The organism is Streptomyces sp. NPDC046862 (genome assembly GCF_040704615.1).
Taxonomy (GTDB): Bacteria; Actinomycetota; Actinomycetes; order Streptomycetales; family Streptomycetaceae; genus Streptomyces.
The window spans coordinates 13,524-37,455 of sequence record NZ_JBEYXP010000056.1; the positions used below are offsets into that span (position 1 = coordinate 13,524).

Below are 23,932 nucleotides of genomic sequence, written 5' to 3' on the forward strand. Positions count from 1 at the left end.
GCGGAGCCGCATATCGACACAGCCCCGCGCCCCTGACGGGGCGCGGTCACCCTGACGCACCAAAGTTTCCGTGTGACCTTCGCCGCTCCCGGCCGCGGGACTGGGCAGCATGGTTACCCGTAAGTAGCATGGGTCCTGAGCGCGCGCTCAGCTGTGCGTGCCGCAGCAGTGCCATCCCGCACCCTCTGGAGGAGAGCCACCGTGCCTCGTACCGTCAGGGACGTCGTCTTCGTCGACGGCGTCCGTACCCCGTTCGGCAAGGCGGGCCCGAAGGGCATCTACCACGAGACCCGCGCCGACGACCTCGTCGTGAAGGCGATCCGGGAGCTGCTGCGTCGCAACCCCGGTCTCGACCCGAAGAAGGTCGACGAGGTCGCCATCGCCGCGACCACGCAGATCGGTGACCAGGGCCTGACCATCGGCCGTACGGCGGGCATCCTCGCCGGGCTGCCGCAGTCGGTCCCCGGTTACTCGATCGACCGCATGTGCGCGGGCGCACTGACCGCTGTCACCACCACGGCCGGCTCCATCGCCTTCGGCGCGTACGACGCCGTCATCGCCGGTGGTGTCGAGCACATGGGCCGCCACCCGATGGGCGAGGGCGTCGACCCGAACCCGCGGTTCGTCAGCGAGAAGCTGGTCGACGAGTCGGCGCTGTTCATGGGCATGACCGCCGAGAACCTGCACGACCGCTACCCGCACATCACCAAGCAGCGCGCCGACGAGTACGCCGTGCGCTCGCAGGAGAAGGCCGCGAAGGCGTACGCCAACGGCAAGATCCAGGCCGACCTGGTCCCGATCTCCGTACGCCGGACCAACCCCGAGGCCGGCGAGACGGGCTGGGGCCTGGTCACCGCCGACGAGCCGATGCGCCCGGGCACCACCCTGGAGAACCTGGCGAACCTCAAGACGCCGTTCCGCGTCCACGGGCGGGTCACCGCCGGTAACGCGGCCGGTCTGAACGACGGCGCCACCGCCTCGATCATCGCGTCCGAAGACTTCGCCCGCGAGAACAACCTCCCGGTGAAGATGCGCCTGGTCAGCTACGCCTTCGCGGGCGTCGAGCCGGAGGTCATGGGCTACGGCCCGATCCCGGCGACCGAGAAGGCCCTCGCCAAGGCCGGTCTGTCGATCGAGGACATCAACCTCTTCGAGATCAACGAGGCCTTCGCCGTCCAGGTCCTGGCCTTCCTCGACCACTACGGCATCGCGGACGACGACGAGCGCGTCAACCAGTACGGCGGCGCGATCGCCTACGGTCACCCGCTGGCCTCCTCGGGCGTCCGCCTGATGACACAGCTCGCCCGCCAGTTCGAGGAGCAGCCAGGCGTCCGCTACGGCCTGACCACCATGTGCGTCGGCTTCGGCATGGGCGCGACGGTCATCTGGGAGAACCCGCACTTCGACGGAGGCAACAAGTGAGCACCACCGAACTCCTGAAGGGCGCGGCCGAGCTGTTCCCCGACGAGGTCGTGACGTCCGCGCACGTGCGCCACCTCGACCTGCCGTACGGCGCCGGGCGCTTCGCGCTGATCACGCTGGACAACGGCCTCGACCACACCAAGCCGACCACCTTCGGCCCGGCCTCGCTGGCGAACCTCAACACCGCGATCGACCAGGTGGAGAAGGAGGCCGCGGCCGGCGAGATCGTCGGCGTCGGCATCACCGGCAAGCCGTTCATCTTCGCCGTCGGCGCCGACCTCAAGGGCGTCGAGCTGCTGAAGGAGCACAAGGACGCGCTGGCCATCGGCAAGGGCGGCCACGAGGTCTTCAAGCGGCTGTCCGGCCTCGCCGCGCCGACCTTCGCCTACTACAACGGTGCCGCGATGGGCGGTGGCGTCGAGGTCGGTCTGCACTGCCAGTACCGGACCGTGTCGAAGGCCCTGCCGGCCTTCTCGCTCCCCGAGGTCTTCCTGGGGCTCGTTCCGGGCTGGGGTGGCTGCACACTGCTGCCGAACCTGATCGGTGCCGACAAGGCCGTCTCGGTGATCATCGAGAACAGCCTCAACCAGAACAAGCAGCTCAAGGGGCAGCAGGTCTTCGACCTCGGTATCGCCGACGCGATCTTCGAGGGCGCGGACTTCCTGGAGCAGTCGCTGATCTGGACGGCTCAGGTCCTGAAGGGTGACGTCGAGGTTGAGCGCCCGGTGATCGACCGCGGTGAGGCCTGGGACCAGGCCGTCGCCAAGGGCCGGTTCATCGCCGACAGCAAGGTGCACGGGGCGGCCCCGGCCGCGTACCGCGCGCTGGACATCATCGCCGCCGCCAAGAACGGCGACCCGCAGCAGGGCTACGACGCCGAGGACCAGGCGCTCGCCGACCTGATCATGGGTGGCGAACTGCGCGCCGGCATCTACGCGTTCAACCTGGTGCAGAAGCGCGGCAAGCGTCCCGCGGGTGCGCCGGACAAGAACCTGGCGCGTCCGGTCACCAAGGTCGGCGTCGTCGGCGCCGGTCTGATGGCCTCGCAGCTCGCGCTGCTGTTCCTGCGCCGCCTGGAGGTGCCGGTCGTGCTGACCGACATCGACCAGGAGCGCGTCGACAAGGGTGTGGGCTACGTCCACGCCGAGATCGACAAGCTCCTCGGCAAGGGCCGCATCAACCAGGACAAGGCCAACCGCCTGAAGGCGCTGGTCACCGGTGTCCTGGACAAGGCCGAGGGCTTCGCGGACGCGGACTTCGTCATCGAGGCCGTGTTCGAGGAGATCGGCGTCAAGCAGCAGGTGTTCGCGGAGGTCGAGGCGGTCGCCCCGGCGCACGCGATCTTCGCGACCAACACCTCCTCGCTGTCGGTCTCCGAGATGGCGTCGAAGCTCAAGAACCCCGAGCGGGTCGTGGGCTTCCACTTCTTCAACCCGGTCGCGGTGCTGCCGCTGCTGGAGATCGTCCGTGGTGAGAAGACGGACGACGCCTCGCTGGCCACGGCGTTCGCCGTCGCCAAGAAGCTGAAGAAGACCGCGGTCCTCACGAAGGACGCCCCGGCGTTCGTCGTGAACCGCATCCTCACCCGCTTCATGGGCGAGATCCAGAACGTCATCGACGAGGGCACCCCGGTCGACGTCGCCGAGAAGGCTGTCGAGCCGCTCGGTCTGCCGATGTCCCCGCTGGTGCTGCTGGAGCTGGTGGGCCCCGCGATCGGTCTGCACGTCTCCGAGACGCTCAACAGCGCCTTCCCGGACCGCTTCAAGGTCTCCCCGAACCTCAAGGCGGTCGTCGAGGCGGGCAAGCGCGGCTTCTACGTCTACGACTCCGGCAAGCCGGAGCTGGACCCCGAGGTCGCCGCGCTGCTGAAGCAGGGCGACTCCGTCCTGACCGAGGAGCAGGTGCGGGCGCGGGTCCTGGACGCGGTGGCCCAGGAGATCGGGCTCATGCTCGACGAGGGCGTGGTGGCCGAGGCCCAGGACATCGACCTGTGCCTGATCACGGGCGCCGGCTGGCCCTTCCACCTGGGCGGCATCACGCCGTACCTGGACCGCGAGGGCGTCAGCGAGCGCGTGAACGGCAAGACGTTCCTGGAGCCCGGAGTGGCTTCGGTCCCGGCGTAACCACGCCTCGCCTGTGCGGTCGTACGGTGCCCGGCACATCAACTGGTGTGCCGGGCACCGGCGTTGTGACAGAGGTTGTGCCGGCCCTCAGATCTCCTGCCAGGCCTGGAACGCCAGCCCCGGCTCGTCCTTGCGGCGGGTCAGGCGAAGTTGGCCGTCCGGGGTCAGGGTGGCCGCGACCACGCGTCCGGCCGCGTCCTCGGCCAGGGCCACGCGCGTGCCCTCCGGCAGCTGCGGCCCCGACTCCGTCCACCACGCTCCCGCCGACTCCTGCTCGGTCGGGTAGGCAGCGAAGACGACCCGTCCGGAGGACGAGCGCTGGGCGAGCACCGTGCAGTCGTGGCCCTCGATGTCGCAGCGCACCGTGGCCACCGGCCCGGGTCCCGCGGCGTCGAGCAGGGCCACCGGCTCGCCGCCGGGCCGCCAGGAGTACAGGACGCCGTCGGTGCCGGTGAAGAACAGCGTCGTGTTCTCCTTGGAGGTGGGCAGGGCGGCCAGTGCGCCGGGTTCGACGGGACAGTTCAGCGGATCCGCGGCGACCGGGCGGGCGCCCGACTCCTCCTGGTACCAGCGCAGCACGCCCTCGGCGTTGGTGGCGTACACCTCGACGAGCCCCGACTCCCCCGTCACGGCGACGAGTTCCTCGTGCACCTCGAAGCCCCCGAGATCGTGCCATCCGTTCCAGCCGCCGCGTGCCTTCTGGTTGACCGTGTGCACGCCCTTGCCCCGGTTGCGGACGAAGAGGTACGCCCGCCCCTCGGCGTCGACGGCGACGGCGGGCAACCCCGTCCTGTCGCCGCGCCGGTCGGGATGGCCGACCGGGTTCCAGTCCAACGGCGCCAGCCGGGGCCGGAAGTGGGTGGAGTGCACCAGGCCGGACTCGTCGGGCCGGGTGGGCCGCCAGGCGGTCAGATGGGCGTATCCGTCGGGCCCCTGGCCGACCGCCAGCCCTGTGTGCAGCCTCTGGTCGCCGCCCACCTTGCGCGGGGGGTCCCAGGGACCGCCGGGCACGCGCTCGGCCCGGCACAGTACGGCGTCCCCCGAGGGCACATAGACACTGAGCCGGCCGTCGCGGCCGCGTATGAACCAGTCGCCGTTCACCGGATCACTTTAATTGTGACGGACCGTCGCCCGCGTTCCGGGCCCCGCCTGATCAGGCCCGGGATCGCACCGGTGGGACGTCCGACGGCGTGGAATGGCCCCTGCCGGGGCGTGGGACCCTGACCGTATGGACGACAACGACCCCCTGCTCGTGATCGTGGACGCGGCGAACGTCGTCGGTTCCGTGCCCGACGGGTGGTGGCGGGACCGGCGGGGGGCCGCGGAACGGCTGCGGGACCGGCTCGCGGCGACGGGGGTGCCGGGGCAGCCCGGCCCCGTGGAGATCGTTCTCGTGGTCGAGGGCGCGGCCCGCGGGGTCGAGTCCACGCCTGGCGTACGGGTCGAGTCGGCGCCCGGCAGCGGGGACGACCGCATGGTCGAGCTGGTCGCGGAGGCCCCCGGCCGTCGCTGCCTGGTCGTGACGGCCGACCGGGAGCTGCGGCGGCGGGTGACGGAACTGGGGGCGGAGGTGACCGGCCCGCGCACGGTACACGGCCACAATCCCGCACACTAGGGCCCCTTTGTTCCAAAATGGGGGTCTTTTTACCCCAGGCTGACCCGGTGAAACAGGCATAAGCTGGCCGTGTTCGGTCATGATTTCGACATTCTGGTCACTTTCCAGTGACGGGATGACGCCGACGCGGGAACCTGGCTCAATGGTGCCCGTCTTTCTGAGAGGATTCCGGCACCCTTGGCGGCCGGTGGACGGGAGGCAGGAGTGGCGCGTGCCGCTCGCAGCAGGGACGGGCGCGAGCTCGTTTTCGATTCCTGGGGTGACCCTCAAGGACACCCCGTCTTCTTGCTGCACGGAACTCCCGGCAGCCATCAGGGGCCGCGGCCGCGGTCGATGGTGCTCTACCAGCTCGGTATCCACCTGATCGCCTACGACCGTCCCGGTTACGGCGGTTCGACCCGCAAGCCCGGCCGTCAGGTGGCCGATGCCGCCACGGACGTCGAGGCCATCGCCAAGCACCTGAAGCTGGACGAGTTCTCCGTCGTCGGCCGGTCGGGAGGCGGTCCTCACGCGCTCGCCTGTGCGGCGGAGCTGTCCGACCGGGTGCGCAGCGCTGCCGTTCTGGTGAGCCTCGCCCCACCGGACGCACCGGAGCTCGACTGGTTCAAGGGGATGACGGAGTCCAACGTCCGTGAGTACCGCAACGCCCGCGAGAACCGCGACGTGCTGCAGAGCACCCTGGTGCAGAACGCGGACGCCATGCGGGCGGACCCCATGGCCCTGCTGAAGGACCTCGACGAGGAGATGCCCGACGTCGACCGACAGGTCGTGGCGGACGCCGGCATCCGGCGGATGCTGCACAAGAACTTCATGTCCGGGATCAAGGAGAGCGCGGACGGCTGGATCGACGACGCCGTCGCCTTCAGCATGCCGTGGGGCTTCGATCCGACGGAGATCACCGTGCCCACGCTGCTGTGGCACGGGGAGAACGACGTGTTCTCCCCTGTAGAGCACTTCCGATGGCTGGCCCGCAGCATCCCGCGGGCCACCGTCGTCCTGCAGCCGTCGGCGGCGCACTTCGCCGCCGTTCCGGTGCTGCCGCAGGTGCTCGGCTGGCTCCGGGAACAGGCGAAGGCCGGCGCCGCCGCGACCACGACGGCGTAGACCGTGTCCGTCAGATGGGGTGCGGGTCGAGCTCCAGACCCACCCTCTGGCCGCTGCGCAGCCGGACCACCTTCGAGTGCTGGGCACCGAGCTTGGCGCTCAGCACGTCAAGGCTCTCCCGGGCCAGTTGGTCGGCTTCGGAGGTACGCCCGGTCTCGCGGAGCAGGATCGAGAGGTTGCCCAGGCAGGTGAGGGCCGTGGGATGGTCCGTGCCGAGGCGCTCGCGCAACTCCCTATGGGCCTGGCGGTAGTTGAGTTCGGCCTTCTCGGTGTCGCCGAGGGCGGCCTCGGTGTTCGCCAGGTTCATCTGGCAGTTCATGCTGAAGGGGTGCTCCGGGCCGAGAGTGGTCCCCAGAGCCGCACGGGCCTGCTCGCACACTTCGCGGGCCCCGGGGAGCCGGCCGGTCGCCAGCAGGTTGATGCCGTGGTTGACCGCGCACGCCAGCGTGTTGGGGTGGGCCTCGCCGAGCGCCGCGCGGAACCGGTCGAGCAGGTCGACGGTCTCCGCGCAGGCCTCCTCATGGCGGCCCGCCGCCGCGAGATGGCCCGCCAGGCCGAGGCGCACCACCAGCGTCTCGGGCGAGGCGTCACCCAGGCGCCGCCGGGAGATGTCGAGCACGCCCTGGCTGAGCTCGATGGCCTCGTCCAGCATGTCGAGCCTGCGCAGTGTGATGGCGAGCGCCTTCGCGGCCTCCAGGGCGGGTGGTGACTCCTCGCCGAGTTCGACGGCCGTCTCGTGGACGGCGCGCAGGGTCTCGGCCGACGCCTCGTACTCCCCGCAGGAACGCAGGTCACGGCCGAGGTTGATCTGGGAGAACAGGGTGTAGGGGTGCTTGGCGCCCAACGTCTCCACCCGCAGGGCGCAGTTGTCCTTGTCAACGGTCTGGGCCTCGAAGCAGTCCCCGGCCATGCGCATCGACACGGCCAGGTTGTTGGCCGCGAACAGAGTCCGGGAATGGTCCTCGCCGAGGAGGTCCACGGACCGCTCGTAGGTCTCGCGGTCGATCTCCAGCGCCCTCCTGACCCGGCCGACGGCCCGCAGGTCCGCCGTGAGACCGCCCGCCGTCATCAGGGTGTGCGCGTCGTCGTCGCCCAGGGCCTCGCGCTGCCGCTCGTAGACGTCCTGGTCGATCTCCAGCGCCTTGCTGTACCAGCCCTGGAAACGCAGCACGTTGGCGATCTCGAAGCGCAGGTGCAGAGTCCAGCGGTCGTTCGGACCCGCCTCCTTCTGCCAGATGGTCAGAAGCTCCTCCGCGAGCGACAGGGCGTCCGCGTACTCGCCGCGCGCCCTCAGGTACCGCAGCCACTCGGTCATCAGCCGCCGGATCCGGTCGTCGAGCGAGTACTTGATCCAGGGCGCCTTCAGATGGGGCCAGATCGTGTTGTAGCGCGACCAGTTGCCCGGGTGTTCCACGTCGCCCTCGGAAGGGCGCGCGCCGCTGAGCACGTTGCGCACGACGCGCAGCGCCTCTTCCTGTTCCGCGTCGGACATCGACGAGCGCACCGCCGCCTGCACGAGCCGGTGCACCTGGATGCTGCGGCTCTTGCGGTCGACCTTGGCCAGGGCGTAGCGGTGCAGTTGCTGGATGGCCCGGGACACCAGCGCCGTACCGTCGCTGCCCGGCTGGAGTTCGCTGAGGGCGTCGCTCATCTCCTTGCCGTGTACCAGGTTGAAGGACATGGGATCCGCACCGAAGTGGGAGCACAGTTCCAACAGCCGCCGGGCGACCGGGGAATTGAGTCGCTGGATGGAGATGTTCCAGGTCGCGCCCACCTGCAGCGGGTACGTCTGGGTGTCGGCGACCGCCTGAAGTGTCGCCAGCTGCGGCTTCAGCAGTTCCAGGTACTCAGCGGCGTCCTGGCCGGTCTCGTTCAGCCAGGCGGCGGCCTGGTCGACGGCCAGCGGCAGGTCACCGAGCGCTTCCGCGACCCGGTCCGCGTCCTCCGCGCTGATGGCGGACACCCGGTGCAGGAGGTGGTCGACGCTCTCGGTGCGCCGGAAGACGTCGACCTCGACGCGCTCGCCGATCTGGGCCCAGCCCTCATTGCGGGTGGTGATCAGTACGTGGCCGGTCGGGCTGTTGACCAGCAGACGCTCGATGGACTCGGGGGTGGTCGCGTTGTCGAAGACCAGCAGCCACCGGTCGTATTTCGTGCCCCGGCGCAGCGCGTCCCGTACCGCGTCGGCCGTGGCGCTGATGCTGTCCCGCTCCTCGACTCCGAGGTGGGGGGCGAGTTCGGAGTACTGGCGCAGCGCGAGGTCGCCGAACTCCGCCTCGATCCACCAGACGACGTCGTAGTTGCCCCGGTATCTGTGGGCGTACTCGGTGGCCAACTGGGTCTTGCCGACCCCGCCCATGCCGTGCAGGAGGGTCGCGGTGCCCGTGTCGGCGAGCCGCAGCCGCAGGTCCTCCAGCAGCTCGGCGCGCCCGGTGAAGGCCGCGTTGCGCACGGGGACGGACCACACGGGTGGCTCCGCCCCGGGGTAGCGGGGGCCGCCGGCTGCGCCGTCCGCGGGGTGCTCGCCCTGGACGGCCTGCGCGTCCAGCGCCCGCAGCAGGACCTTCCTGGCCTGCGCCTCGGACATGTTGCCGAGATGGATCGGCTTGCGGTCCAGGAACGGGTCGCCGAGCCGCACTTCGCCGACCTGGATCGGCACCAGGGTGCGCCGCGCGCCCATCGGGTCCGCCGCGGCCACGGCCTCCCACACCGCCCTGGCCTGCGGGGACTTCTGGTAGTCGGCGGACAGCACCGCCACCGTGCGGGAGGCTCCTCGCACCTTGCTGTCGGTGTCGTCGCGCAGGGGGACGCCCGCCGCGGAGCCGTCCTCGGAACGGGCGTCGCCGACGGTGAACCCCGCGTCGCTGAGGACCCGCCCGATCCACTCCGCCCACATCCGGTCCTCGGGCACATAGCTCAGGAACACATGAGTGGGGTCCGGCTGCCGGCGGCGCACGACGGTCTTGAGGTAGTTCTGGCGGTCCTCGTCGGTCATCGGGGCTAGGCAGGTCACCGCTCCCTCGGTGATGACCGACGTGAGCCGTTCGCAGGCCGCCAGAAGGGAAGCGGGGGTGCCCGGCTCGTCGCGGAAGGTCGCCAGGATCTCCTCGTAGGCGTACGTGGGCTTGTACGGCACCTCCACGTTGCCCCAGTAGCGGCGCGGGTCGACGTGCGGGGTGCGTACCAGCAGCTGGTCGAAGGTGAGCCGGACCTTGGCCCGTGCGGCCTCCAGTCGTTCCGCCTCGGAGTCCTCCACCCTCATGGGCACCGGCAGGATGCGGATGCGACGGTCCCCGTACGTGTCCTCGACCCGGCGGGCGACGGCCGCCGCGCCCTCGATGCTCTGGTCGTTGTGGGTGAAGCAGTTCACCAGTACGTCGGGGAAGTGGATCGTGCAGATGTCGGAGATGTCACTCAGGCCGGTGCGGCTGTCGACGAGGACGAAGTCGTAGCCGTGACGGAACTGAGCACACAGGGCGTCCAGGAACTGACCGCCGAACTGCTTCGCGTAGAAGAGGTTCCAGTTGAACTGGGAGAAGATCGAGGAGTAGTTGCGGTCCTGGCGGCCCGCCGAGATGTAGTCCAGCCGGCCGCCGGCCGGGAAGGTCCACAGCAGCCGGGAGACCGCCTTGCTGATGTCGGCCTGGCTGGTGATCCACGCCTGGTCGGGTTCGGCGCCGCGCAGGGAGTCGACCTTCAGCATGTAGTCGTTGATGAGGTTCAGTACGCCGGGGCGGTCACGCAACGCGTTCGGTTCCAGGAACGGGCTCAGGAAGCGGTCGAGACCCGGCGCCTCCAGGTCCCAGTCGACCACCAGGACCCGCTTGCCCTGCGAGGCCGTGATCCAGGCGGTGTTGGCGAGCGCCATGGTGCGGCCGGTGCCGCCCTTGTAGCTGTAGAACGTGACGATCTTGCCGCCGTCGGGGCGGGAGAGCGCGCCGGTCACGGTTGTGCCTCCTGGTCACCCTGGGAGTCGTCCTGGTCCGAGGCGGGGGCGACCGGTCCGCCGGATGCGGGAGTGGGCCGCTCCACCGACGCCGAAGGCCTGGTCGAGGATCGTAGCGGAACTCGGTTGAGGTATTGCTGGGCCGCGCTGTCGGCGAGCTCGATGAAACGGGAGTTGAACTTCTCCGAGGTGTCGAGACCCAGCATGGCGCCCCGTTGGATGGCCCGGCTGCTGCTCAACCGCCGGGGCAGCGCGGACCGCAGCCGCGCTTCGAGGTCCCCCCGCGCGTGCCGGGTCTGCGGGTCGTCGGCCAGCGGTGTCAGCACGGTCACCCAGGGCAGGTCGCGGGCGTCGAACGCGCGCAGCCGGTCGAGGGCCGTACGGTCGTGCAAGATCCAGGGATCGAGGATGAGCACCCAGGGGCTCCGGGTCTCACGCTGTCCGAGGAAGACGGGCTCGGCCTCGTCGTACGTGCTGATCTCGGGGGCGAATCCGAGGTTGCGGGCCAGTTCGGCGGTGCGTTCGGCCAAAGGGGTGCCGAACCCGTCGCTGAAGGGCTGCCAGTCCCGCGGCTCCGCACCGTACTTGGTGTCCCTGCGGTCGGTTGGCAGGTGGTGGATGTCCGGGGCGAGCACGGCGATGCCCAGCGGGTGCCAGGACGAGGCGGCGAAGGCGTCGGGGACACCGTCCAGGTCGACGAACTCGGTCCGATCCGCGGCAGGTTCGGGCGCCGTGTTCGACGAGTGGACGACGCACTGGGCGATCCTGCGGACGCACTGGGCGTAGGCCTCCCGGTGGTCGGGGTCCTGCCGCAGCCCGTACAGTCCGTGCTTCGCGTACAGCTCCAGTGTCTCGGCGCCGACGTGCAGCGGAGTCGCCGGCCCGCCGGGCACCGGCAGGTCCAGGTCGACGACGACCGGGCGCGCGGTCGTCGGCACGGGCACCCACAGGGCCGGTACCAGGACGCCTCGGTGGCGACGGTGGGTGAAGGCGTACCACTGGCGGCCGCAGTAAGGGTCGGCGAAGTAGCGGCGCGAGATCAGCGGAACGAAGCTGCGGCTGCGGTGCAGGGCGCGCGTCGTCGACCGTCCGCCGCGGTCGGCGGCGTCCAGGTATCCGACGGACGTGGTCGCGAGGGATCCGCCCATCCGTACGACCTCCCGGGTCAGGTCGATATAGAACTCCGCCACGTTCTTGTCGGCCGCCGGGCGGCCCGCGTCCAGGTGGTCGCCCGGCGGCAGCGCGGGCGCGTAGCTGAGGAAGAAATAGGGTGACTCGTCGCGTACACCGGTGTCGAAGTGGCTGGCGTCCATCAGTGCTCCTCCTCTGCCAGGCCGTTCAGGGAGTCGAAGAGGTCGTCGAAGAGGCCCGGATCGCAGGGCTCCAGGCGGGCACTGACCGCCACTTCGACGATCTTTCTGGCGAGTTGGTACACCACCCGGTTGACGACCTGCTCGTCTCCGTAGGTCAGCAGGCCGAGCAACCCTTCCGTCTCGTAGTCGTCGGCGAAGTCCTGGTGGGTGTACTGCACGTCCGCGTAGGGCGGGGGTATCTCCTCGCGCCGTAGCGGGTTCCACAGGACGGGGACGATGGCATTGCGTGTGAACCTCCCGCGGTCGCGCTGCAGTTGCTGTCGCCGCTCGAAGCACTGCCATTCCACGGCGCACCACTTGCTGCCGAACAGCCGGGGGGACAGCACCGGCACGAGGACCTGGCACCGCGCGAGGTGGTCCTTCAACTCGTCCCGCCACCCGGCGCCGAGCTCGGTCCGTCGGTCGAGGTAGACCGCGCGGATCTTGCCGTCGAGGTCGGTGAGCGCCATCAGGTCCACGGTGAGCTTGTTGTAGAAGCGGATCAGCCGTTCGTCCGTCGGACCGTCGCTGCCCGGCACGTGCGGCACGCGGCCGTAGCTGAGGAACCCGTAGGGCTGCTGGACGCTGCGGCGCGGCCGGTCGTCGGAGCGCTCACGCACGGTCGGCCTCCGTGGACAGGTCGCGGGACACGTGGCGGCGGGCGGCCACCCGGTCGGCGGCGGTGTCGACGGCCCGGCGCAGCGGGAAGAACGGGCTGTCTGCCGCGCCGATACGGCCCCGGACGATCGGGCCGCGGCCACCGGGCGCCGAGCTCTCCGGCCATCGGCCGGGTTCGCCGAAGTGGCTGTCGTCGAAGCCGGCGCCCAGCAGCAGCACGTACGCCCCCTCCCCGTACAGCCGGCCGAGCGGGGACCGCTCGCCGAGCAGGCAGTTCAAGGCGTGTCCGGAGACGATCCGGGCGGCCTCGGGCCCGAGCGCGACGAGCCGCGCTGAAGGGCTCCATGCTCTTACGGTAGGACAAGAGTTGATGCGGTGTCAGGCCTCGCGTCATGTGGACGTACGTCCGTGAGGTGAGGGAATGTCCTCGGTGAAGGTGGGGACACGACCAGGGTGCCGCGGGGGCCGAGCACGCCCCGCACGTCCCTCAGTGCGCATCCCCGTTCAGCCCTGCAGCCTGGCAGCCATCCGGCGTCCGTGGGCGGTGAGTCCGTCGAGCTGGATCGCCCCTGTCGGGAGGCGGTCCAGGTAGGCGGACCTGAGGCTTTCCCTGGCCTCGTCGCTGCCCGCGAGGTCGAACAGGTCCAACAGGGCGTTGAACTTCACCTGTTGCACTCCTTCCACGATCAGCCCGGCCAGAGCCCCGGCGGTTTCCGGCAAGGCCAGTCCCAGGGCCCCGAAGGCGTGCGGGTCGGCGGCCACGTGTCCCTGTTTTCCTCCCCCGCGCACCGGGGTGCACGCGGTCAGCAGGGCGCGGACGCCCGGCGCGCGGGGTGCGTGGCGGGCGCGCAGGAGCTCGGCGGCCTCGGTGAACGACCGCGTCCACCGGGCGTACGCCGTCTCGTCCAGCCTGGGGGCGGGCTCGGCGGCGAATCCGTCGCGGTAGGGGTCGCCGTCCTCCAGGAGGACCGTGAACTCGCCCGTGACAATGGTGCGCACGGGTTCCCAGCCGATGCTGAGGACCGCGGCCTCGGCGACGGGGAGCGGCTTGCCGCCCGACCGGGAGTCGAGCAGCAGAGCGCCCGCGCGCGCGACCAGCACGACGGGCCCGTCACCGGGCGGCAGGGTCAGCCGTCCCATGCCCGGCAGATGCGCCTCCACGGTGTGCTCCGGCAGTTCGAGCCGGAGGTGGGTGCCCGCCCGTACCGCGGCCGCCATGGCGATCTCCCCGAGCCTCTGCCGTACGGCGGGCGCGGGAACCCTCCCTTCGAGGCTGCGCACCGCCCAGGTGCCGAGCTGAGGATGGCGCATGGTCTCGGCTGTCTCCCGGGGCCGGTGCTGGTCCTGCCGTGTCAGGGCGCTCGCCTCGGGGCCCGGATACCGGGCGCAGACGGCGCCGATCAGCAGCCGGCGGACGCTGGCCTCGGCACCGACGAGAGCGCGCAGCGCGTCGCCGTCGCCGCCGCCCGCGGCGAGGGAGTCGAAGCCGTCCACGGTCAGCGTGTGCCGGCGCACCGGCCGCGGCCGCGGTGACCGCAGGATGTGACCGATCAGCCGGAAGAGGTCCTCGCAGTAGACCGAGGGGTTGTCGAAGCCGTTGTCGGACCGGTGGCGGTGGCCGTACAGCCCACCCCCGCAGATCCGCACCACGGAGCAGTCACGACACTGGCGGCTCAGCGCGTCCGATCCCCCGCCCTGAGCCAGGAAGCCGGGGTGGGCGGCCGCCTCGTCGAAGGTGTGCCGCAGGATGTGGAATCCCGTGGCGGGCGCGCCGTGTTTCGCCGTCTTGAGCCAGTCGGCCTGTTCGATCTCCCCGTCGGTCTCGACGACGACCAGGTCGGGACTGCCGAGGCCGAGTGCTTCGGTGAAGGAATCCCGCCCGTCCCGCCCAGCCTCGATCGAGTCGAAGAGCCGGACGGGAAAGGGCCTTCCGTCGGCGGTCCAGCGGTCGTGGACGGTGGTCAGCCACCGTGCGTGGGCCGCGTTCCCCGGTGGCGGGCGGTCCCAGGTGGCGTGCGGCAGCAGGAAGTCCACCCGTGGTGGATCGAGCGCGGCCAGGGCCTCGTACACGTCGAGGGGGTCGTTCTCCACATCGATGGTGCACAGCAGGCCGGCGAAGGCGCTGCGGTAGGGGGCGGAGCCGATGAGCCGCACCGCCCGGACCACGGCGTCGTACGATCCGTTGCCGTTCGCCCGCTTGCGGTGGCGGTCGTTGGACGCGCGGTCGCCGTCGAGGGAGATGCCGGTGGCGATCCGCTCGCGGACCAGCATGCGGCAGACGTCCTCGTCGAGGCGCAGGCCGTTGGTCTGCATCCGCAGATCGAGTTCGCAGACACCGTCCAGTGCGGCGCGCAGGTCCCCGGCGATGTGAGCCAGCCGTTCGGGTCCGGCGAGCAGGGGTTCACCACCGTGCAGGACGACGTGCACGCCGGCGAGTTCGGGGTGGGCCCTGGCGTGCTCGGCGATCCGGGACACCACGGCCGCCGCCACCTCGTCCGTGATCACCTGAGGCCGGCGTCGCCAGCTCTGGTCGGCGTGGCGATAGACGTAGCAGTGATCGCAGGCCAGGTCGCACCTGCTGTGCACCTTGAGGACGAACTGACGGAACGCTCTTGTCCCGGCGGTCATCGGCCCATGGTGTCCGGTGCGGTCAGATGCTGGAGTTGAAGCTGGATCCCGACTGCCGCGCGGACGGCAGCAGCCTGTTCAACGACTGCGCTCGGACGTCGAGCAGGTCACTCAGTGAGGTGGACTCGACGTCCGGGATGTGCGTGGTGAGGTGCGGCAGTTGCGAGGGCGCTGCAGGCACGGCGCTCGCAAGGCCACCGGAAACCTCTCCCGCATTCGTCATCACGGTCTCCTTCGCCGGTTCGTGGAATCGCCGCCAGCGGGGCGGATTCCCGCCGAGTGGAATCGCACTGAGCAGTCCGCCGGTGGCACGACGTCACCGCTCCACCCATCATCGTGGCCCTTTCCCGTCAGTGACAAGGGCGGCAAGGGTAGCTTACGAGCCAGCTTCCGTACGGTAACGGCCAATGTGCGTCAGGTGGGCGCGCGTAGAACGCGGGCGGCACGCCACCCGGCCCAGCGGCCCCACCGGAAGCGGGACCGACGGGGCCGGGCGGGTGAGGGAGGACCTAGGCATCGCGGCTCGGTGTCCTCGTCGTCTCGTCCGCCGCCGCGTCCTCGCGCGTTCCCAGGCGGCTGTGTGTGCGGCCGTACAGGAAGTACAGGACGAAGCCGAGGACCATCCAGACGGCGAAGCGGGTCCAGGTCTCGGCCGGCAGGTTGAGCATCAGCCACAGCGAGGCGAGGACGGACAGGACCGGGATGACGGGCACCCACGGGGTGCGGAACGCGCGGGGCAGGTCGGGCCGGGTCCGGCGGAGGACGAGGACGCTGACCGCCACGACGACGAAGGCGAACAGCGTGCCGATGTTGACCAGTTCGGCGAGTTCGCCGAGGCTCGTGAAGCCCGCGACGACGGCGATGACCACGCCGAGCAGGATGGTCGGCCGGTGCGGTGTCTTGAAGCGCGGGTGGACGTGGGAGAAGAAGCGCGGCAGCAGTCCGTCGCGGCTCATCGCGAAGAACACCCGGGTCTGGCCGAGCAGCAGGATCATGCAGACGACGGTCAGGCCGACGGAGGCGCCGAAGCTGATGAAGCCCGCGAACCCCGGGTGCCCGGTGGCCTTGAACGCGTCCGCGAGCGGGGCGTCCACGGAGAGCTTCGTGTAGTGCTGCATGCCGGTCACCACGATCGACACCGCCACGTAGAGCGCGGTGCAGATGAGCAGCGAGCCGAGGATGCCGCGCGGCATGTCCCGCTGCGGGTTCTTCGTCTCCTCGGCGGCCGTGGCCACGATGTCGAAGCCGATGAAGGCGAAGAAGACGACGGACGCCGCCGTGAAGACGCCCATCACACCGAAGTTGGAGGGCGCCCATCCGAACAGCAGCTGGACCAGCGGGGAATGGATGTCGCCGCCCGCCTCCACGGCCTGCGCCTTCGGGATGAACGGGTCGTAGTTGGCACTCTTGATGAAGAAGGCACCCGCGACGATGACGACGAGGACGACGGCCACCTTGATGGCGACCACGAGTGAGGTGATGCGGGCCGACAGCTTCATGCCGATGACGAGGATGGCGGTGAGGACGAGGACGAGCCCGGCGGCGAGGATGTCGAAGCCGAAGCCGTCGGCCCCGTCCCTGCCGCTGAGCGCCTCGGGCATGTGCCAGCCCGCGTTCTCCATCAGCGAGCGGATGTAGCCGGACCAGCCGACCGCGACCACCGCCGTGCCGAGCGCGAACTCCAGCACCAGGTCCCAGCCGATGATCCAGGCGGGCAGCTCACCGAGCGAGGCGTACGAGAAGGTGTACGCGGACCCGGCGACCGGGACCGAGGACGCGAACTCGGCGTAACACAGCGCGGCGAGCGCGCAGACGACTCCGGCCACGACGAACGCCAGGGCGACCGCGGGCCCCGCGTTGTTCTTGGCGACGGTACCGGTGAGGACGAAGATGCCGGTGCCGACGATGACACCGACGCCGAACACCGTGAGATCCATGGCGGACAGGGACTTCTTGAGCGCGTGCTCCGGTTCCTCGGTGTCCTGGATCGACTGTTCGACCCGTTTTGTCCTGAAGAGAGTGCTCACGGGCGTACCTCCCACGCTTCGTCGTCCCGACATGATCGGGGGGCGTAGGGCGTATGCCCCGGCGCGGGTGGACTCACGCGAACGGGCCGGTCTCACCACCGTAAAGGGTTGTGAAACCGGCCCGTCCGTACAGGTCAGTCGCGGGCGGGCTCCACGGCGTCCACCCGCTCGAACCGGCCGTCCAGCTTGGAGACGAGGCCGGTGACCTGGCGGGCGATGTCCGGCGCGGTGAGGCCGATCTCCGCCATGACCTCGGCGCGGGAGGCGTGGTCGAGGAAGCGCGGCGGGATGCCGAAGTCGCGCAGCGGGACGTCCACGCCCGCGTCGCGCAGGGCCTGGGCGACGGCCGAGCCGACGCCGCCGACGCGGGAGTTGTCCTCGACGGTGACGACCACGCGGTGCTGTTCGGCGAGCGGCGCCATGGCCTCGTCGACGGGCTTGACCCAGCGAGGGTCGACGACGGTCGTGGAGATGCCCTGCTTGTCGAGCAGGCCGGCGATCTCCAGGCACATGGGCGCGAGGGCGCCCACCGACACCAGCAGCACGTCCGGGGCGTCGGTGCCCGGCTCGCGCAGCACGTCCATGCCGCCGACCCGGCCCACGGCGGGTACGGCGGGACCGACGGCGCCCTTGGAGAAGCGGACCACGGTCGGGGCGTCCTTGACCTCGACGGCCTCGCGGAGCTGGGCGCGGACCTGGTCGGCGTCGCGCGGCGCGGCGAGCCGCAGCCCCGGCACGACCTGGAGGATCGACATGTCCCACATGCCGTTGTGGGATGCGCCGTCGGTGCCGGTGACGCCGGCCCGGTCCAGCACGAACGTGACCCCGCACTTGTGCAGGGCCACGTCCATCAGCACCTGGTCGAAGGCGCGGTTGAGGAAGGTGGCGTACACGGCGAAGACGGGGTGCAGCCCGCCCGTGGCGAGCCCCGCGGCCGACACGGCGCCGTGCTGCTCGGCGATACCGACGTCGAACACCCGCTCGGGGAAGGCCTTGGCGAACTTCTCCAGACCGACCGGCTGCAGCATGGCGGCGGTGATGGCGACGACGTCCTTGCGCTCCATGCCGAGCTTGACCATCTCCTCGCCGAAGACGGACGTCCAGTCGGCGCCGGAGGAGGCGATCGGCAGACCCGTGTCGGGGTGGATCTTGCCGACGGCGTGGAAGCGGTCCGCCTCGTCCTGGAGGGCGGGCTGGTAGCCGCGGCCCTTCTCGGTGAGGCAGTGCACGATGACGGGGCCGCCGAACCGCTTGGCCCGTACGAGCGCGGACTCCAGGGCCTCGATGTCGTGTCCGTCGATCGGGCCCACGTACTTCAGGCCCAGGTCCTCGAACATGCCCTGCGGGGCGATGAAGTCCTTCAGGCCCTTCTTGGCGCCGTGCAGCGTGTCGAAGAGCGGCTTGCCCACGACCGGGGTGCGCTCCAGGACTTCCTTCGTCCGGGCGAGGAAACGCTCGTAGCCCTCCGTCGTGCGCAGGGTGGCGAGGTGGTTGGCGAGGCCGCCGATCGTCGGGGCGTACGACCGCTCGTTGTCGTTGACGACGATGACGAGCGGGCGGTCCTTGGCGTCCGCGATGTTGTTGAGCGCCTCCCAGGCCATACCGCCGGTGAGGGCGCCGTCACCGATGACGGCGACCACGTGGTCACCGCGCTTACGGAGCTGGTTGGCCTTCGCGAGGCCGTCGGCCCAGCCGAGGACAGTGGACGCGTGGGAGTTCTCGATGACGTCGTGCTCGGACTCGGCCTGCGACGGGTAACCCGACAGGCCGCCCTTCATCTTCAGCTTCGAGAAGTCCTGACGGCCGGTGAGCAGCTTGTGCACGTAGGACTGGTGGCCCGTGTCCCACAGCACCTTGTCCTTCGGGGATTCGAAGACGCGGTGCAGGGCGATGGTGAGCTCGACCACACCCAGGTTGGGCCCGAGGTGGCCGCCGGTCTTGGACACCGCCTCGACGAGGAAGGTCCGGATCTCCTCGGCCAGCTGGTCCAGCTGCTCCAGGCTGAGCCGGTCCAGATCGCGCGGTCCCCTGATGCGGGTCAGCAGCGGCACCCGTGCCTCCTTGCAGTAGTGCGTTCGAGCGTTGCCGGGTCCGGTCGAGTCTAATGTTCCGCCAGGACGGGCGACGTCCGGCCCGCGCGTCACACTCACGCGATCGGCCGTAGACCATGTCGCACAGCCACCTGCGAACGAAACGTTCCCCGCGCCCCAAAGGGGCGCGGGGAACTGCGCGACCAGCCACGACGAACCCGCAGGCGCCGAACGACACCCGGCCCTACGGCGCTTCGGCGCTACGCGCGACCGGCGGTCTTCTGCGTCCTCCGCGTGACCGAGTCGATAACCACCGTCGTGAGGAGAACCCCCGCCGTGATCATGTACTTGACCGGCTCGGCGATCGACTCCAGCTGCAACCCGTACTGGATCGACACGATCACCATCACACCGAGCAGCGCGTTCCACGTACGCCCGCGCCCACCGAACAGCGACGTACCACCGATCACGGCCGCCGCGATCGCGTTCATCAGCAGGTCACCCGTACCGGCGCTCTGGTTGGCGGACGCGATCTTGGAGGCCAGGAACAGGCCGCCCATCGCCGCGAACCCGCCCGAGATGGCGAACACGGAGATCCGTACCGCCGTCACGTTGATACCCGCACGCCGGGACGCCTCCACGCTGCCACCGAGCGCGAAGATCTTGCGGCCGTACGCGGTGCGGCGCAGCACGAAGTCGGTGGCCACCAGGAACACCAGGAAGATCACCGTGGCCAGCGGCAGCCCCTTGTACTGGTTGTACATGAAGGCGGCCGCGAAGGAGACGATGGCGAGCAGCACCGTGCGCAGGACCGTGTCGCTGAGTGGCCGGGACGGGATGCCCACGGCCTCCCGGCGGCGGTTGCCCAGGAACGAGGTGACGAAGAACACCGCGACGACCACGGCGGCGAGACCGTACGCGGCCGCGATGTCCGCGAAGAAGTACGTGGTCAGCTTGCCGATGAAGCCGTCGCTGTCCAGGTTGATCGTGCCGTTCGCGCCCAGCGTCTGGAGCATGAAGCCCAGCCAGAACAGCAGACCGGCCAGTGTGACGGCGAACGCGGGCGCGCCGAGCACCGCGAAGAAGAAGCCGTGGGCCGCGCCGATGGCGGCACCCGCGGCGATGGCGAAGAGCACGGCCGCCCACTCGGGCCAGCCCTGGTTGACCGCGAGGACGGCCGCGATGGCGCTGGACGCGCCGCTGACCGAGCCGACCGACAGGTCGATCTCCCCGAGCAGCAGCACGAAGACGATGCCGACGGAGATCATGCCCGTGCCGACCATCGTGACGGAGATGTCGCTCAGGTTCTGCGCGGAGAGGAACGCCGAGTTCAGGCTCTGGAAGACGACGCAGATGATGAGCAGGCCGATGACGACCGGGATGGATCCCAGTTCGCCGGCCTTCATCTTCCGCCGGAACTCACCGATGTAGCCGGTGAGGCCCCGCTCACGGATGAGGAGCCGGGGGTCGACCGCGGTGACCGCGGCGGCCGCGGCCTCGGGGTTCTCGACGACTGCCTCGTCCTGCGGAGCCGTGGAGGTCTTGTCGATGCTCACTTGGATACCTCCCCGTTCGAGCGCGCCGCACGGCGGGTCACGGCGTTGTCGGTGGCGCCCGTGATGGCGGAGATGATGTCTTCCTGCGAGGTCGACTTGACCTCGAAGACGCCGTTGTTGCGGCCGAGGCGCAGTACGGCCACCTTGTCGGCGACGGCCTTCACGTCGGCCATGTTGTGGCTGATGAGGATGACCGCGTGGTTGCGTTCGCGCAGCCGCTCGACCAGGTCGAGGACCTGGGCGGTCTGCTCGACGCCGAGGGCCGCGGTGGGCTCGTCGAGGATGACCAGCTGGGGCTCGCCGAGCATGGAGCGGGCGATGGCCACCGTCTGGCGCTGACCGCCGGAGAGCGAGGCGATCGGGATGCGCACACTGGGGATGCGGATCGACAGCGTCCGCAGCAGTTCCTGGGAGCGCCGCTCCATCTCGACCTCGTCGAGGACGCCGAACTTGCGCAGTTCGCGGCCCAGGAACAGGTTGCCGACGACGTCGATGTTGTCGCACAGCGCGAGGTCCTGGTAGACGGTCGCGATGCCCAGGCTCTGGGCGTCGTGCGGCCTGTTGATCTGGACGGCCCTGCCGTCCCACTCGATGACGCCCTCATCGATGGGGTGCACGCCGGCGATCGTCTTGACCAGCGTGGATTTTCCGGCGCCGTTGTCGCCGACCAGGGCGACCACCTCACCGGCATGGACCTCAAGCTCTACGTCGGTGAGCGCCTGCACGGCACCGAACCGCTTGGAGACCCCGCGCAACGCCAGCACGGGCGTAGCGGACACGTGAACCATCTCCTTCGCCGCCTGACCCGGCGGAAGGGTTCTGCGGAGACAATCCGCAGAGAAACACAGAGAAAACAGGGGGGAGTTGTTCCGTCCGGCGCCCCGCTCGAGCTTGCGGGGCTGTCTGATGCGCGGGGCGCCGGAGGAGTGCGGGGCGGAGCGGGCCGGGCCACGGAGCCGCTCCGCATGAGCCGGTCCCCGCCACCGTAGGGGAATTCGAAGGGCGAATTCCCGTACGGGACAGGGACGTTCGGCTGTCCGTGAGGACCGCTTACTTGACGCCGGCCTTGTCGCAGGCCGACTTGTACTTGGCCGTGCAGATCTCGGCAGCGGTGTAGATACCGTCCTTGATGACGGTGTCGTTGATGTTCTCCTTGGTCAGCGAGACCACGGGGATGATGGACGAGGGAACGTCCTTGGCGCTGCTGCTGGAGACCTTCTCCTTGGCGATGGAGTCGAGCTTCTCGCCCTTGGCGAGCGCCACGGCCAGCTCGGCCGCCACGCTTGCCTCCTGCGGGTAGGACTTGTAGACGCTCATGAACTGCTCGCCGGTGAGGATGCGCTGCACGGCGGCGAGTTCGGCGTCCTGACCGGTGACCGGGACGTCGATGCCGGCCGCCTTCAGGGCGGTGATGATGCCGCCCGCCATGCCGTCGTTGGCGGAGTAGACGCCGACGATCTTCTTCTTGCCGAGCGCCGAGACCGCCGACTCCATGTTGGCGTTGGCGTTGTCCGGCGACCATTCCTTGGTGTCGAACTCGCGGCCGATCTTGACCTTGCCGTCGAGGACGGAGTGGGCGCCCTTCTTGAACATGGCGGCGTTCGGGTCGGTGACCGCCCCGTTCATCATGACGATGTCGCCGTCCTTGGCCTTGCCGCCCAGGGCCTTCAGCAGGGCCTCGCCCTGGGTCCTGCCGACCTCCTCGTTGTCGAAGGAGGTGTAGGCGCTGATCGGGCCCTCGGCCAGGCGGTCGTAGGCGACGACGGGGATGCCCTGGTCCTTGGCCTTCTGCACGGAGTTCTGGATGGCCTTGGAGTCGACGGCGTCCAGGATGAGCACGTCCACCTTGCTGGTGATCATCGTGTCCACCTGCTGGGCCTGGAGGCTGGCGTCCTGCCGGGCGTTGCTGTACAGGACTTCGGCCTTGTTGTTCGTGAGCTCCTTGACCTTCTTCTCGATCATGGGCTTGTCGAACTTCTCGTACCGAGCGGTCTTGTTCTCCGGCAGGAGCAGGCCGACCTTGATCTTGTCGCCCTTCGCCGCGCCCGAGGACTCGCTGTCCTTGTCACCGGACTCCTTGGCACTGCCACAGGCGGCCAGCGAGACGGCCATCGCACCGGCTGCAACGGCGACGGCGGCGCGACGCATACGCGTGTTCACTTCAGAAACCTCCCTGACGAGGCCGCGACACTGCGGCCGAGGTGACGGGAAGTCAACTCGGCCGCACGTGCGACGTCAAGAAGTAAATCCTTAACGAGATGGCAACGGTGCCATTCGTTATCTAAGTGAAGGCAGGAGCCGCGGTAGACATCGTTCCGTCCAAAAGGGTTGAATCCCCCATCTCGCTGAGGGCCAGCGCGAGGGCGCCGAGGACCTCTGCCCGGCCGCCAAGTGCCCCGGGCAGCACCGTGAGTTGACGTGCCGCGCTGGGAATCGCGTACCGGCCCACGGACTCCCTTATGGGCCCGAGGACCAGTTCCCCCGCCTCGGCGAGATCGCCGCCGAGGACCACCCGGCTGGGGTTCAGCAGGTTGCAGAGATTGGCGACACCGCTGCCGATGTGCCGGCCCACGTCGGCGATCACCCGACGGCAGCCCGGATCGCCGTCCCGGGCCAGCCTGACCACGGCTTCCATGGTCAGGTCGGTGCCGTGGCTGGACCGCAGGAGCGGCAGTACGTAGCGCGCGGCCGCGAAGGTCTCCAGGCAGCCGCGGTTGCCGCAGCGGCACACGGGGCCGGACTCGTCGAGGGTGATGTGGCCGATCTCCCCGGCGGTGCCGCCCGGGCCGCGGTAGATCTTCCCGGCGATCACCAGACCGGCGCCGACACCGCTGGCGACCTTGATGTACGCGAGGTCCTTGACCCCCCGGCCGCTCCCCCAGACCAGCTCTCCGAGGGCGCCCAGGTTGGCGTCGTTGTCCACGTGCACGGGCACCCCGAGCCGCCCCCGCAGCTCCTCGGCGGGCCGGGTCCCGGTCCAGCCGGGCAGGATGGCGGTGGAGCCGAGGGTTCCGGACTCCACGTCGATCGGGCCGGGCACGCCGAGGCCCACGCCCGCGATCTTGGTGCGGTCCACGCCGGTGGCCTCGATCAGCCGGTTGACCAGCTGCTCCGCCCGGTCCAGGCCCTGCGCGGCGGAGGCGTCCACGTCGAGCGGCTCGGACTCCTCGGCCAGCACCTGGTGGGCGAGGTTTCCGACCGCGACGCGCAAATGCGTGTGCCCGAAGTCCACCCCTATGACGATGCCGGCGTCACCGCTCAGACTGACGGCCCGGGCCCGGCGGCCACCCGCCGAGGTGGGCGTGACCTCGACCGTTCCACCGTCCTTGAGCTCCCGCACGATGTTGGAGACGGTCGCCGCCGACAGGCCGGTCGTCCGCGCGATCTCCGCCTGGGTGAGGGATCCGGCCAGCCGCACGGCCCGTACGACCCGCTCCAGATTGGCTCGGTGCAGTGACGACTGCGACCCCGGAGTCTCCACGACGACCTCCTGCGCGCGGGACCGCTTCAG

General features: G+C 69.9%; 17 protein-coding genes. 4 read left to right on the plus strand and 13 right to left on the minus strand.

Annotated elements, in window-relative coordinates:
- The first annotated feature begins 201 nt into the window (after nt 1–201).
- Together AB0959_RS42450 and AB0959_RS42455 are read left to right on the plus strand one after the other, a co-directional pair.
- Nucleotides 202–1,422, plus strand: a complete 1,221-nt coding sequence (locus AB0959_RS42450) for an acetyl-CoA C-acyltransferase (RefSeq protein WP_366832196.1) — start codon at nt 202–204, stop codon at nt 1,420–1,422.
- Nucleotides 1,419–3,545, plus strand: a complete 2,127-nt coding sequence (locus AB0959_RS42455; protein ID WP_366832197.1) for a 3-hydroxyacyl-CoA dehydrogenase NAD-binding domain-containing protein — start codon at nt 1,419–1,421, stop codon at nt 3,543–3,545. Before AB0959_RS42450 ends, AB0959_RS42455 begins: the two co-directional genes overlap by 4 nt.
- An 87-nt stretch (nt 3,546–3,632) precedes the next feature.
- Here the strand turns inward: AB0959_RS42455 and AB0959_RS42460 are convergent, their stop codons facing one another.
- Nucleotides 3,633–4,646 (minus strand): hypothetical protein, encoded by a 1,014-nt coding sequence (locus AB0959_RS42460; RefSeq protein WP_366832198.1) that lies wholly within the window; start codon nt 4,644–4,646, stop codon nt 3,633–3,635.
- A gap of 127 nt (nt 4,647–4,773) precedes the next feature.
- Between AB0959_RS42460 and AB0959_RS42465 the strand changes: the two genes are divergently transcribed.
- Both AB0959_RS42465 and AB0959_RS42470 read left to right on the plus strand, forming a co-directional pair.
- Entirely contained in the window at nt 4,774–5,160 is a 387-nt protein-coding gene (locus AB0959_RS42465; RefSeq protein WP_366832199.1) for an NTP pyrophosphohydrolase, read from the plus strand.
- Nucleotides 5,161–5,364: 204 nt separating this feature from the next.
- Nucleotides 5,365–6,264 carry an alpha/beta hydrolase gene (locus tag AB0959_RS42470; protein WP_366832200.1) on the plus strand — a complete coding sequence of 300 codons (900 nt, stop codon included), beginning with the start codon at nt 5,365–5,367 and terminating at the stop codon, nt 6,262–6,264.
- A 10-nt stretch (nt 6,265–6,274) separates the two neighbouring features.
- On the opposite strand, the gene fxsT is transcribed toward AB0959_RS42470, so the two are convergent.
- The 12 genes from fxsT to AB0959_RS42530 all read right to left on the minus strand — a co-directional run bounded on the left by fxsT (nt 6,275) and on the right by AB0959_RS42530 (nt 23,902).
- Entirely contained in the window at nt 6,275–10,210 is a 3,936-nt protein-coding gene (gene fxsT / locus AB0959_RS42475; protein WP_366832201.1) for an FxSxx-COOH system tetratricopeptide repeat protein, read from the minus strand.
- Entirely contained in the window at nt 10,207–11,523 is a 1,317-nt protein-coding gene (gene fsxC, locus AB0959_RS42480; protein ID WP_366832202.1) for an FxsC protein, read from the minus strand. The genes fxsT and fsxC overlap by 4 nt, the downstream gene beginning before the upstream one ends.
- A complete protein-coding gene (locus AB0959_RS42485) occupies nt 11,523–12,182 on the minus strand; it encodes a TIR-like protein FxsC (RefSeq protein ID WP_366832203.1) in 660 nt (219 codons plus the stop codon). The genes fsxC and AB0959_RS42485 overlap by 1 nt, the downstream gene beginning before the upstream one ends.
- On the minus strand, nt 12,175–12,552 hold the full coding sequence (locus tag AB0959_RS42490; RefSeq protein WP_366832243.1) for an AAC(3) family N-acetyltransferase: 378 nt from the start codon (nt 12,550–12,552) through the stop codon (nt 12,175–12,177). The genes AB0959_RS42485 and AB0959_RS42490 overlap by 8 nt, the downstream gene beginning before the upstream one ends.
- Before the next feature lie 132 nt (nt 12,553–12,684).
- Entirely contained in the window at nt 12,685–14,808 is a 2,124-nt protein-coding gene (locus AB0959_RS42495) for an FxsB family cyclophane-forming radical SAM/SPASM peptide maturase (RefSeq protein WP_366832204.1), read from the minus strand.
- A 22-nt stretch (nt 14,809–14,830) separates the two neighbouring features.
- Nucleotides 14,831–15,031 (minus strand): hypothetical protein, encoded by a 201-nt coding sequence (locus AB0959_RS42500; protein WP_366832205.1) that lies wholly within the window; start codon nt 15,029–15,031, stop codon nt 14,831–14,833.
- A gap of 286 nt (nt 15,032–15,317) precedes the next feature.
- Nucleotides 15,318–16,835 (minus strand): amino acid permease, encoded by a 1,518-nt coding sequence (locus tag AB0959_RS42505; RefSeq protein WP_366832206.1) that lies wholly within the window; start codon nt 16,833–16,835, stop codon nt 15,318–15,320.
- Nucleotides 16,836–16,969: 134 nt separating this feature from the next.
- Nucleotides 16,970–18,886 (minus strand): 1-deoxy-D-xylulose-5-phosphate synthase, encoded by a 1,917-nt coding sequence (dxs, locus tag AB0959_RS42510; RefSeq protein ID WP_366832207.1) that lies wholly within the window; start codon nt 18,884–18,886, stop codon nt 16,970–16,972.
- 239 nt (nt 18,887–19,125) lie between these two features.
- Nucleotides 19,126–20,421 carry a sugar ABC transporter permease gene (locus tag AB0959_RS42515; RefSeq protein WP_366832208.1) on the minus strand — a complete coding sequence of 432 codons (1,296 nt, stop codon included), beginning with the start codon at nt 20,419–20,421 and terminating at the stop codon, nt 19,126–19,128.
- On the minus strand, nt 20,418–21,209 hold the full coding sequence (locus AB0959_RS42520) for an ATP-binding cassette domain-containing protein (RefSeq protein ID WP_366832209.1): 792 nt from the start codon (nt 21,207–21,209) through the stop codon (nt 20,418–20,420). The genes AB0959_RS42515 and AB0959_RS42520 overlap by 4 nt, the downstream gene beginning before the upstream one ends.
- Nucleotides 21,210–21,471: 262 nt before the next feature.
- Entirely contained in the window at nt 21,472–22,569 is a 1,098-nt protein-coding gene (locus tag AB0959_RS42525) for a substrate-binding domain-containing protein (protein ID WP_366832244.1), read from the minus strand.
- A gap of 133 nt (nt 22,570–22,702) precedes the next feature.
- Complete coding sequence (locus AB0959_RS42530; RefSeq protein ID WP_366832245.1) at nt 22,703–23,902, minus strand: ROK family transcriptional regulator; 1,200 nt, start codon at nt 23,900–23,902, stop codon at nt 22,703–22,705.
- Between the last annotated feature and the right edge of the window lie 30 nt (nt 23,903–23,932).